Below are 15,973 nucleotides of genomic sequence, written 5' to 3'. Positions count from 1 at the left end.
ACTATTTGAAGACTCCGCAAAAATCCAAAATGATTTTTTGCGCATTAGCCTTTAGCGTAGAAAATTCTTTGTGGGCCACTAAAAAAACCACGATATCTGCCTCTTTGTAGGCTTCTTGGTAAGCGGTCAGCTTAAAAACATTGTGTTCCTTAATATTGGGCTCTACAATGTAATATTCTTCATTATTGGCGTTCTGAAGTACCTTTTGGGCGATATACTTGGCGGGAGATTCCCGAAGATCATCAATATTGGGCTTAAATGCCAATCCCATAAGTGCTATTTTGGGCTTACGGCCGTGCTCCAGTTCAAATTGCAATTTTGCATTTTGAACCTTTTCGGCACACCAGAATGATTTATAGTTGTTGACCTCTCTAGCTGTGCCAATAATCTTAGATTCCATGGGATAGTCCGATACAATAAAATATGGGTCAACTGCAATGCAATGTCCTCCCACACCAGAACCAGGTTGCAGAATATTTACCCTAGGGTGCCTATTGGCCAGTGATATTAACTCCCAGACATTAATATTGGCCTTGTCACAAATTAACGAGAGCTCATTGGCAAAGGCAATTTGGACATCTCTGGAAGAGTTTTCCACCAACTTGCACATTTCTGCTGTTCTGGCATTGGTCTTGTGCAATTCCCCCTTAACATATTGCGAATAAAAGTTAACAGCTTTTTCCGTGGAAACATCATCAATGCCCCCTATCACACGATCGTTGTGTACCAATTCATGCATTACGTTCCCAGGCAAAACCCTTTCCGGGCAATACGCAATATGTAAACTACCATTCAAATCAGGGCGTTCTTCATAGATATAATGCATCATTTTTTCTGTGGTACCCACAGGTGAGGTAGATTCAATGATGTACATGTCTCCTTTTTTTAGAAAAGGCATTATCGCTTTTGTGGCGGATTTCACAAAGGAGATGTCTGGTTCGTTTTTATCCTTAAACGGAGTTGGCACAACTATTAGATAGACATTTGCCTCCACTGGCTTAGTGGCCGCCTTCAACATTCCGTTTTCCACTGCTCGGGCCACAGATTCTCCTAAGTCAGGCTCTACAATGTGTATTTTTCCTTTGTTAATTGTATCTACGACACTTTGATTGATGTCGACTCCATGAACTTGCGTTCCGCCTTGGGCAATCAAAGCTGCCGTGGGAAGGCCTATATAGCCAAGTCCCATCATTACCACTTCTGGTTGATTCATTTTGATAAATTTTCTATGTATGTTACGATTCTTTCACAAGCTTTTCCATCTCCGTAAGGATTATGAAGTTTGCTCATTAACTTGTATCGTTCGGAATTGTTTAAAAGATCTATGGCCTCGTGAACTATTTTTTCGGGATCCGTTCCAACCAAAATCACGGTTCCAGCCTCAACAGCCTCTGGCCTTTCCGTAGTATCTCTCATAACCAAAACAGGCTTGCCCAAGCTGGGTGCCTCTTCTTGAACTCCTCCACTATCCGTGATTACCAATTCCGCTTTGTTCATTAACCAAACAAATGCGGGATAGGCAAGAGGTGCAATTAATTTTATGTTTTCTTGACTACCTAAGATCTCATATACAGGTTTCTGAACTTTAGGGTTCAGGTGGACTGGGTAAACAATTTGGACATCCTCCTCTGATATTGATATTTGTTTCAGTGCTTCACAAATATTGATAAAACCCTGTCCATGATTTTCACGCCGATGACCAGTAACTAAAATTATTCTTTTAGAAAAATCCAGTTCTTTTTTGAGATAGTCAACTTCTTTATCTTCTATTAGGTCGGCCCTTGGGACACTTTCTAGAAGTGCATCAATCACTGTGTTTCCAGTAATTGAAATATTATTTTCTTTAATCCCTTCGTTCTTCAGATTATCAAAGGAAGTTTGAGTAGGGGCAAAATGGTAATCAGCAACATGTCCGGTGACTGTTCTGTTGATTTCTTCTGGGAACGGAGAATGCTTATTAAATGTTCTAAGACCAGCTTCAACATGACAAATTTTTGCGCCGGAATAAAAAGCGGCAATGCTAGCACTCATTGTCGTAGTTGTATCACCGTGAACATAAACAAAGTCCGGTTGAAATTCTTCTAAAATTGGTTGAAGGTTTGTAATTATAGTTGCTGTTAGACCATATAGATTTTGACCAGGTTTCATTAAATCTAGATCGTAGTCTGGTGTGATTTCAAAAAAATCAAGAACCTGATCTAACATTTCACGATGTTGCGCGGTAACGCAAACCCTTGTATCAAATGTATCCGTCTTTTTAAAGGCTTTGACCAAGGGGGCCATTTTTATGGCTTCAGGTCTGGTACCAAATATTATGAGGTTTTTCTTTTTCATTTAATAAGGGCGTTTGTTTGAATCATTGTCATATACAATGTTATTTTTTTATTTATTAGTTTAAAAGAGCATTTATATGTCAAGAAACTGTCTTTCTCGTTAACGAATTTTGATAGTTTTCCAAATCCATCGGTAACTTAAAATGAAGGTTACTTTACGAATCATGAATAAAAACCCAGACAAACAGGGAACTTTATCCGCGACTATAAATCTAAACTTATGGTTGTTCATTTGTTAGATGGACAAAACTAGATTAATCACAAAAAAAAAAAATGCAAATTAGCTATAATACCAACATTTTTGGTTTATCTGTCAAAAGTACTGAGATTTACAGCGGTTATTATTTTTTAAAAGTGAAAACGCCCATAGTTTGAGGGGAAACTTTTCTTGTTTTCAGGAACATTTAAACTTCAACTTTATGAGTCTTCATATTCTAAATATGGTAAGGATTTAACAAGATGATTATCAATCATTATTATTTGCGAGACTAAACACTAATGCTATAGGGACAAATAGTATGGTAGAAGTGTATATACCTGCTGAAAAAAAGTGTTGTATGAACCCTTGTATAATTATTAATAGGACGAACAAATTTTGTCTGTCATTTTTGGTATGAAAAAAACTAAGTTTAAAACCCTTAAAAATTACCGGTATGATTAAAAAAAAGCCAATGATTCCGGTGGACATTAATATTTCAAGAATTAAATTATGGGGATAGATATAGTCAAGCTCAATCCTACCTCCTATTAGAGGGTATTCCACAAAATGATCGAATGCGTTAATCCATAAATCTTGCCTACCACTTCCTTGATCTTCCTTTGTATTGCCAATTCTTTCAAATATGTTACTTCCACTTGCTTCAATGGCCCATATTACAATTGGGGTTGAAATAATTGTCAATACTATTAAAGATATCTTTTGTTTGAGCGGACTATACAAAATAAACAAGGGCAAAGTTAGCATTAAGGCAATTACAGAACCTCTGGAAGAGCCCAATAGAAACATTACAAAAGCGAAAACAATAGTGGCGTATAGATATAGTTTTTGATACTTGCTTGTTTCTTTGATAACCACCAATCGGTGAATACATAAAACAATTGTCAAAGCACCGGCATACGACAGCGCTAGCGGACTTAGCACGTTTTCACCAGTTTCGTAAGTAAGCATGCTAAGTCTTCCAACACCCGTAATTAGTAAAGCTCCGTAAATGTAGGTGCTGACTATTCCCATTACAAAACCTGAGAATATCATGGCGTCCAAAATTACATTCTTATAAGCTTTAAAATCTACCGATAAAAAGGCAATGAATGGAACAACCACATAAGTAAGTGCAAAAAAGATATACTCAAACCACGAGTTGTTTAATTGGTTGCCAAAAGAAACATTTTCAGTGTAAAGCACTTTTAGAATGTAAAAAATCCAAAAAACAACAAAGAGAAATATATAAATTGAAAGCTTATGCGCAAGTAAATTTCTCCAATTCTTACGTATTATATATAACATTACGAGAACTACTATTATCCTTAAAGGGATGGTATAAAATCTTGATAACTCATCCATTTTTAATGAAAAGATAATAGCTAAACCTGCGTAATAACCACTATATATAAAGAAAGAAATAAAGAAAACTAGCTTTTTCATTGTCAAACTCGTGTTCTTTTAATTTTGAATTCATACACGACTCCCATCAAAATTAAGAAAAGAATATTGGCCCAAAGTGAACTAGTTGCTAAAGATAATGCACCATTGACTCCATTGTTTTTTACAATTAAGAAATAGGAAATGACCAAGATAGAACCATCTCTCAATATTCTAAACATTAACATGATCCAGTTCTTGTTTTCTGACATATAAGCTTGGGCATAAACATTGCTCATGCTAACAAAAATTGTTGTAAACACAGAAATATTGATAATGTCCTTTAAACCAAGAAAATCATCGCCATAAGTTGATACTATGAAATCTGATAAGGCATAGATAATTAATGATAGCATAGCAGTAACACAAAAATTGAATAGGAGTATAGTTTTTAGTATCCTATGGCGTTTTTGATCATGGTCCAAGTTGGCGGATAAATGAGATAGTATTACGTTCCTCAAAATCCCAGGAATAAATAGGATGATTGCACTCCAGTAAACGGCGGCCGCGTTAAGTCCTACTTCCCCGTAAGTAGAAAACCGTACTAGCAACAAGCCGAATGAATATGTGATTATTGAGTAAAACGCTTCTTGCAAAGCCACGGGAACCGAGAACTTTATAATTTCATTCAGAGATATTTTCTTCTCGGTTCTTATAGATTTTGAATCTATATGCTTACGGATGAAATATCTGTTTAAAAAGAAATTTAAAATCTGTACTACTATTAGCGCAATTAAGGCACCTATTAAATTGTAAAAATATGTTAGGATTACACTTGACAAAAATGTTGCAATACCTACATACGCGTTTATTATTGCCAAATCCTTAAACTTTCCTAGACCAGCAAGTATACCTACTTGGGTCCTGCATAAAGACCCAATCAATACATTAATGGCAAGTAGGCGAAGAGGAAGTGTCAGACTTGGCGATTTAAGCACATATATGGCTATATGTTCTGACATGAAAAACAGCAAAATGGAAGCTATTCCGCTTAAGACCGTTGATATTCTAAGGCATGTTCGAACTATTTGCGCTAGCAGCTCTGACCTGGAAGCATTGTTTTCCGCAATATATTTCGTAGCTGTAAAGTTAATTCCAAAATTGGAAAAAATTAAAATGGATCCAATGGTTCCACCTACGATTCCCAATTCTCCATAAACTTCTTTACCTAAAATCCTTGCGACCAAGATCGCTGTTAGCAAAGAAAGCCCTTTACCAAGGACATTACCGAAAATGGCCCACAAAGAGTCATTTGCTAATTTGCTATTCTTTAGGCGATGTTTAAGGTCATATAAATTTATCATCAGATAAAAAGAACGTTATTTCATGTTAATTATTACTTTCTGTTTAGGTGTCAAGCACACCGTAACATCTCCTTTATGGGCGCACAGAGGAACCGATGGTGCTAGTCCTTTGCTTTATTAGAAAACACCTTTGTTTTGTTGAGTAGAATTTAGTAACACCTGATTGGGGGGTGTATTCCACCCGTATTTTATTGACCATCCATATCTTGCTTTTGGGACGACTTTAGAATATTTTTGCAAACCGTTGACAAAATCTAATTCTCCAAACCCAAATTCGTTTTAAGCTTTTCAATTCCCAATGTTTTCTTCTGATGTTGTTCAACCATGTGGAATTCTGGAATCACAAAATGATTATGTTCCTTCTTCAATTTATAGGAAGCGCCCCCCTGAACCCTAATCTTTCCCGCCCGGGATATTTGTAACAGTCTTAGTCCATTTAACGTTACAAAACATTCTGAATTTCGGTAGATTTTAATTGTTTCGTAGGGTTAACATTCTGCTATTTCTATCATCTGTTTACCTGTGAAACATAGGTTTATATATATCCCATCTACTTGAAGGAACTTAAATTACTACCAAAGCTTTTTTGGGGAGATTTATAGTTGAAACATACTCGTTTAAGAGTTTCTTACTTTGAAAAAACCAAATGAAAAGGTTCCGCATATTGCATCCCTACCATATTGCCAAAATATTTAGCGGAATTTCGAATCCCATCCAGACTTCGTGGATGCGGGTAATCCCGCAATTCTGTCTTGTACTCGGCCATTGCATTGAGCTTGTCTTCAATGGTATCTGAAATGTCTATAAAAATGTTAGGATTAAAGGGCTTCTTTTTCAACATGTTGCCCCATTCTGTGGAGGAATTTACGTAATAAGAAAGTAGATGTTTCACCTTTTGCCCAGGATAGGGGCGGCATGAAACCAAAGTACTTTCGAACAATTCGTTGTGATCTTTGTTAATATCTGTTCTGTCTTGCACAAAAACAGTATCATAACCGCCTTTGCTTATGATATTTCCCAAAGCAATATTCTTGTCTGCATGGGCTACGGTATCCAATCGCATATCAGGAAAATCTTCTCGAGGAAGTAAGGTTGTGCCCAGGATATCATTGGCCCTTTTGGCTTCACCAAATTTACTCTCTAAAATGGCATTGTCATTGGAATATTGTGTGCTACTTCCATCAGTAAATACCAAAACATCTACCTTTTTTCCCATTTTTACCAGTTTAGGAATTGTGCCGCCAACACCTAAGACCTCATCATCCGGATGTGCTGCGATTACAAGAATATTTTCAAAAAGTTGCAACATTATTTCAATAAATTTTTGAGTTTATGGATTTCATCTTGGATACTATAACCAAGCTTATCACCGATTTTAAAAAACTTCATTTCTACGGGATTGTTAAGCTCATCGGTAGGATTGTTCAACCACAGATTACCATCTGAAAACTGTACAAGAATACCATTGGCGACTTTCTTTAGGATTTGACCCCTAGTGCCGGAAAATATCCGGTCATAATCAGGATTCACCTCCCAAAAAACAATCTTTTTGTCCTTATAATAGCAATAGGCCCCTGGATAGGGCTCACTAACAGCTCGGACCAATCTGTCAATTTCTTCTGTACTACGGTGAAACTCTATCAATCCATCAGTAGGTGTGCGCTTTCCTCTCACGGTAGCGCCTTCATCCATTTGCGCCTTGAAGGTTATTTCTTCATTGTTAAAAATCTTTTTATAAATGGCGTAGAACCCTTCACCTAATTCTCTACTAACAGTGGAGTATAAATCTTTCACATAAGTACGAGATGGAATTTCAAACTCGCGCTGAAAGATGATGCTGCCCGTATCTACCCCCGTATCGATTTTAAAAAAACTCAAAGCCGAGACCCTCAAATCTTCAATAATTGTCCATGGCAGTGGTGCCCGCCCTCTTCCGTAAGGCAACTTTGACGGATGGGTACCCACGACAAATTTGGAGAAACAATTGATGAAATCTTCTTTAAAGATTTGACTCCAGCCTAAAGTGAAAAGGTAATCCAATTTCAATTTTCTCAATTCGCTGATGGTTTCAGTATCATTAACATTTGTTGTGTCAACTACATGAATGTTATTCCTGGAACACAAATCATGAAGATCATAATAATCGGAAACATTTTTATTTTCACCGCTGGGTAAGGTTATTAAGGTATCAATAACACAGTTATTTTGTAAGAGAAAATTAAGGCAGTCGTATGACTCTAAATTTGAACCAATGCAGCAAATTTTAGGTTTTCTTATTTCCAATTTATATTTTTTGTTCTTTTTTGGCTCAAAAATAGGCAAACTTGAAGATACCCCAAAGATTAGAGCAGTAAGTTTGGTCATTATATTAAGGGATAATGACAAGAAGGAAGTTAGTCATAAAGTTCAGAGCTTAAATAATCTTGGAAATATGACCTCTTCGGACTTACATAAAAAGGGAAGGATGTCCTCTGTACACCAATTAGTGTAAATGTTGGTTCCCAAATGGTACTCAACAGGCATTCAATGCAGGAGGGAAAGACATATGAGTTGTTAGTGCATGGAAAACATCAGTAGCTGAAGACCAGACAAGGTTGAAGGTGAGAAGCAGTTCTAAAGGACTCCTTGAACAATGGCAAATGGCCCATAACTAATATAAGATGAAATGGGGCACATCTAATTACATTAATACCAAGTGTTACCGGAGAATTTTGTCTGAGGACATCACCTGATTGCTAAAAGACCAAAGATTGTCCATACTGATCTAAGGTACGGAATCGTTGACACATCCCATTTGACAAAAACATAAACCGTATTGATACCCAAATATGCTTAATATAAATTTTAGATTATATCAATAAGGTTGCGCAAATGAATTATTGGTCCAAGTGCAATTTTCATAGGTAACATTAAGAGATTTTTTCCCCGATGGAGTTACCCTGGAGGTATTTTGTGCATCTTGATTGTAGATACCAGTATTGTTAACAAAAGAACAGTTTCTTAAAACAGTTCCACTATTTGGCCTTTCCGTCCTGAATATCTCACTTTTAATGTTTTTGAAGGTACAATTCTCAAAAACGTTATTTACGGCACTTCCAGGTCCATACCAATGCCAAGCAAATTCTATGGCCGAAAGTGTTCCATCAAAGACGCAGTTTGTTATCGTGTTATCATGCCCTGCACTCACAGCGTCTGTATCTGGGCTTGGGGTCCATCCATCGTTCCAATCAGAAAAGCGTATTCCGGAATCACCGGTAAAAGTAATCCCATCCACGTTATTATGGTGTGCTCCATTTGCTATTAGTACGAAAGCATATTTTACATTGCCACCATCACCTGTTGCGCCTGTTCCAGAAACACTTCCTCCTCGTACGGTATTGTACGCAACTTCTTCAAAAGAGAGCTCTATCGGACAATTCTGGAGTTTGTTATTGATTAAACTATTGTATTGACCACTTCCTTTAATGATCAAACCATGTCCTTGATGAAATTGCCCAGGTTCTCGGTAAATCGTGTTGTTGCTTACGGTATTATTGTCTGCACCGTTACCTCCACTACCTGTTAAAAGCAAATAGTAATCCGTGCTGTATTCACTATTTACATCTTGATCACAGCCCAGCCAATTATGGTCAATTACTTGATTGTCCCCACGTGTGTTCGTAAAAAGCTGTACCCCGTTTAGTATGAATGAATTTCTTAATTCGCTATACGAACCATTCATAATCACTCCGGTCCCGCTATATCCACTATGGTTGCCCATATCGTGGATAACAACATTTATTAATTTGTTGTTGGAGCCATAACTTGATATTCCTCGTTCCTTGTCTTTTATCTGAATATTGTGCAATTCGACAAAATTCCCAGTTATATTAAAAGCGGTACCTGAAACATTACCTCCGGTTCTTGAACCCATCAAAGTAGGATAATCGTCCACATTGAATGAATCGGTCCCATACTTAAATGTAGAGCCATTATCAGAAACGATATCACCTGGATTTGCTCTATACCCAACAAATCTAATAGGGTCGCTCGATGTACCAGAATTAGAAATACTAAGATTTATCGAACCGTAGTTCCCAGCTTTTATATATATTATGTCTCCAGCTCTTGCAGTTGAAAAAGCATACCTTATGTCCCAGGAATTTGCTTCGGTCTTACCGTTGTTGCCGCTGTTTCCATTGGCTGTTACGTAATATATGTTTTCGCCACTTGTTGGAAGTTTACTCTCTGGAGCGGGAGTTTCATCTTCGACGGGAGTTTCATCTTCGTTTGAGGTTTCGTTACTATTATTTCCATTATTTCTGTTCTCAATTTCATCCAAAGAATCGGCCAGAACATATTCTGAAAACAAATCGGAGTCTTTAGAACAGGAGAGGCTTAAACTTAGATAAAATAATAATAGAAACACTTTGTGTGGGGAATAAGCATTTAAATTCATGGGGAATTTAGGTTAAGTATTTGAATAACTGATATATTTAGGCTTTTTAAAATTATTTAAAAATTTAAATATTTCGGTGAAAACTCTGATATATTCGATAAACTGCACGTCTATCGTTTTTTTACAATGCAAATATTACGATGGTAAAGCATGATATGGACGTTCGTCGATTAACTTTTCGATAAACGGTAATTTTTTTTAACACTACCTTCACAGATTTCGAATTGCCCACAAAGGGGGGGGAAGATTCCATTCACTTATCAAAGACCAACTCTTCCCTTTGTTCAAGGGATAGGTTTATGTATGAACAGGGCTAATAACCATTGCATGATTTAAATGGGCAATAGAATGCATTATTGACGTATTGGAAAATAAAACATCTGTGTTCTTGTTAAGCCTGTATTCGGATTTGGATGGAGGCCCACCCAAACATGATTCATAGATATTCATCCCCCAGGTGCAAACATGTAGGTTTTTTTACCATGGAATATGTGAGGGATTAGTTAGAGCGAACTAAGGCTGGTTTAAATAGTAGTCCTTATACCAATTCACAAAATGTTCGATTCCCGTTTCTATGGCAGTATTTGGCCTATAGTCGTAGTCGTTGATAAGATTGTCCACATTGGCCATTGTTCTTGTTACATCTCCAGGCTGCATGGGTAATTTTTGCATCTTCGCCTTAATTCCCAAACATTTTTCCAAAGATTTTATAAAATCTAGGAGTTTGACGGGCTTGTTGTTTCCGATATTGTAAATTTTGTAAGGTATATCCTCTGGGTTTTTGTTATCGGTACCGGACTCAATAATTTGAACTACTCCTTTCACAATATCGTCTATATAGGTAAAGTCGCGCTCTAGTTCACCATGATTGAACACTTTGATGGATTTGCCATTTAGGATGGCATCCGTAAAAAGAAACATTGCCATATCCGGTCTTCCCCAAGGGCCATACACGGTAAAAAAGCGAAGACCAGTGGTATTCAGTTTGAATAAATGGCTATAAGTGTGCGCCATCAACTCGTTGCTCTTTTTTGTTGCCGCATAAAGACTTATTGGATGGTCAACTCTATCTGTTGTCTCAAAAGGAATTTTCTTATTCAAACCATAAACACTTGAACTACTCGCATAAACCAAATGTTTTACCTCATGATGTCGGCAGGCCTCCAATATATTGATAAACCCTACCAAATTACTGTCTACGTAAGCATGGGGATTTTCCAAGCTATAGCGCACCCCTGCCTGCGCTGCGAGATTACAAACCGAATCGAAGGATTGTGCAGCGAACAATTTCGGAAGGTTTTCACGGTCTTCCAACCCTAGCCTAATAAACTGAAAATTTTTGTATAAAGCACTCTTGCTTAGTAAATTCCACTCCTCCGCCTCTCTTTGTGAAATACCAAGCTGTTCCAATCTGTCAAACTTCAATTTAGCCGCATAGTAATCATTAATATTGTCTAGGCCCACCACCTCATGTCCTCTTTCCAAAAGACTTTTGGAAACATGGAAACCTATAAATCCAGCTGCTCCGGTGATCAATACTTTCATTGCTGCCCCATTTTAATGTATGTAAACTCTATGACTTTCATTTTTTGGTTTTCTGGTAATTACCTTCCAATGCACATATGGACTGGTTTTACACTAACATGCTTAAAAAATCCTTTGCTAATCCAAATATCTGAATTCATCCCATTTGGGCAAGATAGTGATCCCTTGAGCTTTTTTTGTTTGCCTTCACAGGTTCTTTGGTGGTATTTAACAGTTTTCGGTTTAAATCTGACTCAGAGGTTTTTAAGTAATCATATCTTCTGTTTTTTTGGAAACCGTGGTGGTGTATGTGGTAATTCCCTGCCTTTTCACCCAATAAATTATTGGTCATAAAAATTGAATTTGTTTCTGAGGAGTGTTGGGTGTTTTTTTTAATGTCAAATTGTAAATTACAATTTTCTTTCCGAAAAACATTACTGCAGAGTGATGGCTCTAGGTCTTCCAAATAGTAGTAACTTGGGTTGATGTCAATTTCAGCGAAATTTATTTTTTGAAGATGATTTGCAATAACAGATGCAGTGCCCCCTCCCAAGCATTTCGCTCTAACATAACGGGTTTTGACAACTTTATTCATAACCTGCATTTATGGTTTCAAAGCACAAATATTACCAAATAACTCAATATCCTATGGTCACGAATGAGTTTTTATTTGATTATGGGGATGGGTGAAGGATTTAGGTCTTATGATTTTGGACATTTCAATCTCAAAAAGCCCTTTAGCCGATGTTTTTCAATTCTTAAACGAATTATCCCCAATTTTTGACCCTTGGATTAAAACTATAGCTACTTTTGATTCGACAAGAATTAAATAAATCTTACAGAATAACAACCTCGTGGAAACACAAACCAAAATTTGGCTTTCCTCTCCTCATATGGGAAGCACAGAACAAGGCTATGTTGATGAAGCTTTTAGGACCAATTGGATAGCTCCTTTGGGACCTAATGTTACCAGTTTTGAAGATGCTATAGCCGACTACTTAGAAAATAATGTCCACGTGGCAGCGTTGAGTTCTGGTACAGCTGCGATTCACCTTGGGCTAAAATTAATGGGGGTGGGCCATGGCGACGAGGTGCTTTGTCAAAGCTTCACTTTTTCCGCTTCGGCCAATCCAATTTTTTACTTGGGAGCTCGACCAATTTTCGTTGATAGTGAGCGTGATACTTGGAATTTATCTCCTGAACTTTTGGAAGAAGCTATTCAGCATAGACTGAATGCAGGGAAAAAGCCAAAGGCAATCATTGCCGTACATCTTTATGGGATGCCCTATAAGGTGGACAAAATTCATGCTTTGGGCAGAAAGTACTCAATTCCTGTACTGGAGGACAGTGCTGAGGCTCTTGGCAGTTCTTGGGAAGGAGTGAAATGCGGTACGTTTGGGGACATAGCCATATTTTCATTTAATGGAAACAAAATTATAACTACCTCCGGTGGAGGAGCTTTAGTATCCAATAATAAGGAATATAGGAACAAAGCTGTCTTTTTAGCTACTCAAGCCAGAGACAATGCTCCGCATTACCAACATTCCGAGATAGGTCACAATTATCGTATGAGCAATGTACTTGCTGGTATTGGAAGGGGGCAAATGGAGGTATTGGAGGATAGGGTGCAGGCCAGGCGCCGGAATTTCAGGTACTATACTGAAGCACTTAAAGATTTGAAAAACCTATCTTTTCTACCTGAACCAGAGGGTCTATTTTCTAACAGGTGGCTAAGCTGTCTTCTTACTCCTTCTTTTGAGACCAGGGAGAAGATACGTATGGCTTTGGCAGACGAAAATATTGAATCAAGGCCGTTGTGGAAGCCTATGCACTTGCAGCCGGTTTTTGAAAATGAGCTTCATTTCACTGATGGGACTTCAGAAGATTTGTTCGAAAGGGGATTGTGTTTGCCGAGCGGGTCTAATTTATCTACTTCAGATTTAGATCGCGTAGTACAAATTATTAAATCAACAGGATTATGATACAAAACTACCTTAATTCAAAAGTTGAAAGGTATGCATCAAAGTGGCTCGTGTTAGCTATAGATGTTGCAATCGTAGCCATATCATTTGTTCTATCATATTTCATTCGGTTCAATCTCACCTTCAATTTTGATGTTGAAAAACTGTTTGTGCAGATTCCCTGGATATCAACAATAGCACTGCTCTCGTTTTTGGTGGTTGGCTCGTACAAGGGGGTTGTAAGGCATACAGGAGTAAGGGATGTTTACAACATTTTTAATGCCATCTGTTTGGCAAGTATTTTAACCATATTCTTGGTGATCACCAATAAAAAAGTTGAGTTGGTGGAAAATTTCACAATTCCACTTTCCATAATAATTATCAATAGCTTGATCAGTTTTATTGCGTTGGTAACATCACGATATATTTTCAAATCCATTTTCTTGAACATGTTCAATGAAAATGGGGTCAATACTTCTAAGAATGTATTGATTTATGGTGCAGGAGAATCAGGAATATTGACATATGGTGCAATTACCAATCATTCTAAGACCAATGTTAAGGTTATAGGATATGTGGATAATGATAAGAAAAAGATTGGAAAACTGATCAATGGTGTAACGGTTTATGCGCCTGAAATCTTGACAGAGGATTTTATTCTCAAAAAAGGTATCTCTGAAGTGATTTTCTGTATCCAAAACATTACCCACAAACGTTTGAAGGAATTGGTTGAGGGATTGGTAGATTTCCCTGTGTTGGTTAAAATTGTCCCTCCTGTAGAAGATTGGATAAATGGAGAACTTAAAGCTTCACAAATAAAAAATGTTCAAATTGAGGATCTTTTGAATAGAGTTCCAATTAACATCGCCAACTCAAAAATCTCCAAAGAAGTTAATGATAAGAGTATAGTGGTCACGGGAGGTGCCGGATCCATTGGAAGCGAAATAGTTAGGCAAATCTGTAGCTATGACTATCGTTCTTTGGTAATTATAGATCAGGCGGAATCTGCATTATATGATTTGCAGCAAGAACTTAAGCAGAAAGGCTTCCATAATTTTGTTCCCATTGTTGGTGATGTTCGTGACAAAAATCGCATGAATCTAATCTTTCAGGAGCATAAACCTGATATGGTTTTTCATGCTGCCGCCTACAAACATGTGCCCTTAATGGAGTATAATTCCTATGAGGCGATTAAAATTAATATTGCCGGTACAAAGGTAATTGCTGACTTGTCTATAATGCATGAAGTTGAAAAGTTTGTTTTAATTTCTACGGACAAGGCTGTAAATCCGACAAATGTGATGGGGGCCAGCAAGCGCATAGCCGAAATTTATGTTAGTTGTATGCAACAGCAAAGTGGGACAAAATTTATTACCACTCGTTTCGGTAATGTTTTAGGCTCAAATGGGTCGGTTATACCATTATTTAGAAAGCAAATTGAACAAGGTGGCCCCTTGACAGTTACCCATAAGGATATAACCAGATATTTTATGACCATACCTGAAGCTTCCCAATTGGTTTTGGAGGCCGGAGCCATGGGTGAAGGAGGGGAGATTTTTATTTTCGATATGGGCGAGTCTGTAAAAATATATGATTTGGCAAAGAACATGATAAAGCTATCGGGATTGCAATATCCTGAGGACATCAAGATAAAATTTACAGGCTTGAGGCCAGGTGAAAAACTCTATGAAGAATTACTGGCCGATGGGGAAAATACCTTGCCAACCTACCATAAAAAGATTAAGATCAGTAAGACAAGAGAACTTGATTATTCGGATCTAAGGTCGAAGATCGATCAGCTTTGTATTAGCAATATGTTTTTTAATGAAGATACTGTTCAACTTATGAAGAGTATAGTTCCTGAGTATATTTCGAAAAATTCCGAACTCTGCAAATTGGATAAAAAAGAAAACGTTAATTTTGAATCAAAGGCTTCATTGAATCCCGTTAAATCCTAATATACTTCGTATTTAAATTCATAAAATCTACTCCTGATATGACAAGAGCAAACCATTTTTTACGATTCAATCTATACTTCATATTACCCCTTTTGATCCTTTCTTCATGCGCATCTCGAAAAGACGTGGTGTATTTTCAGGACACTAGTAGTTTTGAAACTTTGGTGGACAATAACACTTTTGTATCAAAATTTAAGGTAGATGATTTGGTTTCCATTCACGTTTCATCCCTAAATCCTGAGGCAAGTGCTCCATTTAACCTTATGAGAGGAGCAGCAGAGGGTGGATTTAGGCCTGAGCAAGTGGATTATCTTGTGGATCAGGCCGGGGAAATTGATTTCCCTGTTATTGGAAAACTTAAAATAGCCGGTCTTTCTCCAGACGAGCTACGCCTGCTTCTGCGTGATAGGCTATCCGATTATTTAAAAGACCCTATTATCAACATTAGACTTCGGAATTTCACGGTCACTGTTCTCGGTGCTGTCAATCAACCCGGAACTTATCCCGTGAATGGAGAGCAGGTGACGATTTTGGAAGCTTTAGGTTTTGCCGGTGATCTTACCATAAGAGGAATGCGCAACAATGTTCTTGTGATACGTGACTTTAGTGGCACTAAGGTATATAACCGCATTGATTTGACTTCTAAGGACATGGTCAAGTCTCCAGTGTATTACCTTACTCAAAATGATGTGGTCTATGTAGAGCCCAACAAATCTGGAATTAAGGAGACATCTCTTGATCAAAGAGCAGGAATATATGTTTCAATAGCATCAGTATTGATTACCTCGACAGTCCTTATTTTAACCCGAAATTAAT

13 protein-coding genes are annotated in these 15,973 nt (G+C 37.4%); 4 read left to right on the top strand and 9 right to left on the bottom strand.

Features of this window, described 5'->3' with window-relative positions; all coding sequences use genetic code 11:
• Position 1 precedes the first annotated feature (1 nt).
• The 6 genes from wecC to BUC10_RS05680 all read right to left on the bottom strand — a co-directional run bounded on the left by wecC (position 2) and on the right by BUC10_RS05680 (position 7,640).
• Positions 2–1,213, bottom strand: a complete 1,212-nt coding sequence (wecC, locus tag BUC10_RS05705; RefSeq protein WP_073176974.1) for a UDP-N-acetyl-D-mannosamine dehydrogenase — start codon at positions 1,211–1,213, stop codon at positions 2–4.
• The gene (gene wecB, locus BUC10_RS05700) at positions 1,210–2,334 is read right to left on the bottom strand and encodes a non-hydrolyzing UDP-N-acetylglucosamine 2-epimerase (protein WP_073176973.1); all 1,125 of its coding nucleotides are present in this window, start codon (positions 2,332–2,334) and stop codon (positions 1,210–1,212) included. Before wecB ends, wecC begins: the two co-directional genes overlap by 4 nt.
• Before the next feature lie 465 nt (positions 2,335–2,799).
• Positions 2,800–3,975: an O-antigen ligase family protein gene (locus tag BUC10_RS05695; RefSeq protein WP_073176972.1), complete on the bottom strand. Its 1,176-nt coding sequence runs from the start codon at positions 3,973–3,975 to the stop codon at positions 2,800–2,802.
• 2 nt (positions 3,976–3,977) lie between these two features.
• On the bottom strand, positions 3,978–5,276 hold the full coding sequence (locus BUC10_RS05690; protein WP_073176971.1) for an oligosaccharide flippase family protein: 1,299 nt from the start codon (positions 5,274–5,276) through the stop codon (positions 3,978–3,980).
• Between the two features lie 628 nt (positions 5,277–5,904).
• Positions 5,905–6,585: a PIG-L deacetylase family protein gene (locus BUC10_RS05685; protein WP_073176970.1), complete on the bottom strand. Its 681-nt coding sequence runs from the start codon at positions 6,583–6,585 to the stop codon at positions 5,905–5,907.
• On the bottom strand, positions 6,585–7,640 hold the full coding sequence (locus tag BUC10_RS05680; protein WP_073176969.1) for a methionyl-tRNA formyltransferase: 1,056 nt from the start codon (positions 7,638–7,640) through the stop codon (positions 6,585–6,587). Before BUC10_RS05680 ends, BUC10_RS05685 begins: the two co-directional genes overlap by 1 nt.
• On the opposite strand from BUC10_RS05680, the gene BUC10_RS17820 reads away from it, so the two are divergent.
• Positions 7,528–7,767, top strand: coding sequence for a hypothetical protein (locus tag BUC10_RS17820; RefSeq protein WP_165614858.1), 240 nt, complete (start codon positions 7,528–7,530; stop codon positions 7,765–7,767). The two genes, BUC10_RS05680 and BUC10_RS17820, sit on opposite strands and share 113 nt — an antisense overlap.
• 363 nt (positions 7,768–8,130) lie before the next feature.
• Here BUC10_RS17820 and BUC10_RS05675 read toward each other — a convergent pair whose 3' ends face one another.
• The 3 genes from BUC10_RS05675 to BUC10_RS05665 all read right to left on the bottom strand — a co-directional run bounded on the left by BUC10_RS05675 (position 8,131) and on the right by BUC10_RS05665 (position 11,833).
• Positions 8,131–9,714 (bottom strand): hypothetical protein, encoded by a 1,584-nt coding sequence (locus BUC10_RS05675; protein ID WP_131819051.1) that lies wholly within the window; start codon positions 9,712–9,714, stop codon positions 8,131–8,133.
• Positions 9,715–10,227: 513 nt separating this feature from the next.
• Complete coding sequence (locus BUC10_RS05670) at positions 10,228–11,259, bottom strand: NAD-dependent epimerase (RefSeq protein ID WP_073176967.1); 1,032 nt, start codon at positions 11,257–11,259, stop codon at positions 10,228–10,230.
• Between the two features lie 136 nt (positions 11,260–11,395).
• A complete protein-coding gene (locus BUC10_RS05665; protein WP_131819050.1) occupies positions 11,396–11,833 on the bottom strand; it encodes a hypothetical protein in 438 nt (145 codons plus the stop codon).
• Between the two features lie 259 nt (positions 11,834–12,092).
• On the opposite strand from BUC10_RS05665, the gene BUC10_RS05660 reads away from it, so the two are divergent.
• From BUC10_RS05660 to BUC10_RS05650, 3 genes are read left to right on the top strand one after another with little or no spacing between them, the layout of a single operon-like run.
• Complete coding sequence (locus BUC10_RS05660) at positions 12,093–13,220, top strand: DegT/DnrJ/EryC1/StrS family aminotransferase (RefSeq protein WP_313785434.1); 1,128 nt, start codon at positions 12,093–12,095, stop codon at positions 13,218–13,220.
• Positions 13,217–15,157: a polysaccharide biosynthesis protein gene (locus BUC10_RS05655; protein WP_073176964.1), complete on the top strand. Its 1,941-nt coding sequence runs from the start codon at positions 13,217–13,219 to the stop codon at positions 15,155–15,157. The genes BUC10_RS05660 and BUC10_RS05655 overlap by 4 nt, the downstream gene beginning before the upstream one ends.
• A 38-nt stretch (positions 15,158–15,195) precedes the next feature.
• Positions 15,196–15,972 carry a polysaccharide biosynthesis/export family protein gene (locus BUC10_RS05650; RefSeq protein ID WP_073176963.1) on the top strand — a complete coding sequence of 259 codons (777 nt, stop codon included), beginning with the start codon at positions 15,196–15,198 and terminating at the stop codon, positions 15,970–15,972.
• Position 15,973: the final 1 nt, after the last annotated feature.

The organism is Flagellimonas flava (assembly GCF_900129665.1).
Taxonomy (GTDB): domain Bacteria; phylum Bacteroidota; class Bacteroidia; order Flavobacteriales; family Flavobacteriaceae; genus Flagellimonas; species Flagellimonas flava.
The sequence above is the reverse complement of the archived record's forward strand: the minus strand, read 5'-3'. Positions and strand labels throughout refer to the sequence as shown.

Bases quoted from the DNA above. Each gene is read 5' to 3' on its own strand.
- wecC (WP_073176974.1), bottom strand. From the start codon at position 1,213: ATGAATCAACCAGAAGTGGTAATGATGGGACTTGGCTATATAGGCCTT.
- wecB (WP_073176973.1), bottom strand. From the start codon at position 2,334: ATGAAAAAGAAAAACCTCATAATATTTGGTACCAGACCTGAAGCCATA.
- BUC10_RS05695 (WP_073176972.1), bottom strand. From the start codon at position 3,975: ATGAAAAAGCTAGTTTTCTTTATTTCTTTCTTTATATATAGTGGTTAT.
- BUC10_RS05690 (WP_073176971.1), bottom strand. From the start codon at position 5,276: ATGATAAATTTATATGACCTTAAACATCGCCTAAAGAATAGCAAATTA.
- BUC10_RS05685 (WP_073176970.1), bottom strand. From the start codon at position 6,585: ATGTTGCAACTTTTTGAAAATATTCTTGTAATCGCAGCACATCCGGAT.
- BUC10_RS17820 (WP_165614858.1), top strand. From the start codon at position 7,528: ATGCAGCAAATTTTAGGTTTTCTTATTTCCAATTTATATTTTTTGTTC.
- BUC10_RS05680 (WP_073176969.1), bottom strand. From the start codon at position 7,640: ATGACCAAACTTACTGCTCTAATCTTTGGGGTATCTTCAAGTTTGCCT.
- BUC10_RS05675 (WP_131819051.1), bottom strand. From the start codon at position 9,714: ATGAATTTAAATGCTTATTCCCCACACAAAGTGTTTCTATTATTATTT.
- BUC10_RS05670 (WP_073176967.1), bottom strand. From the start codon at position 11,259: ATGAAAGTATTGATCACCGGAGCAGCTGGATTTATAGGTTTCCATGTT.
- BUC10_RS05665 (WP_131819050.1), bottom strand. From the start codon at position 11,833: ATGAATAAAGTTGTCAAAACCCGTTATGTTAGAGCGAAATGCTTGGGA.
- BUC10_RS05655 (WP_073176964.1), top strand. From the start codon at position 13,217: ATGATACAAAACTACCTTAATTCAAAAGTTGAAAGGTATGCATCAAAG.
- BUC10_RS05650 (WP_073176963.1), top strand. From the start codon at position 15,196: ATGACAAGAGCAAACCATTTTTTACGATTCAATCTATACTTCATATTA.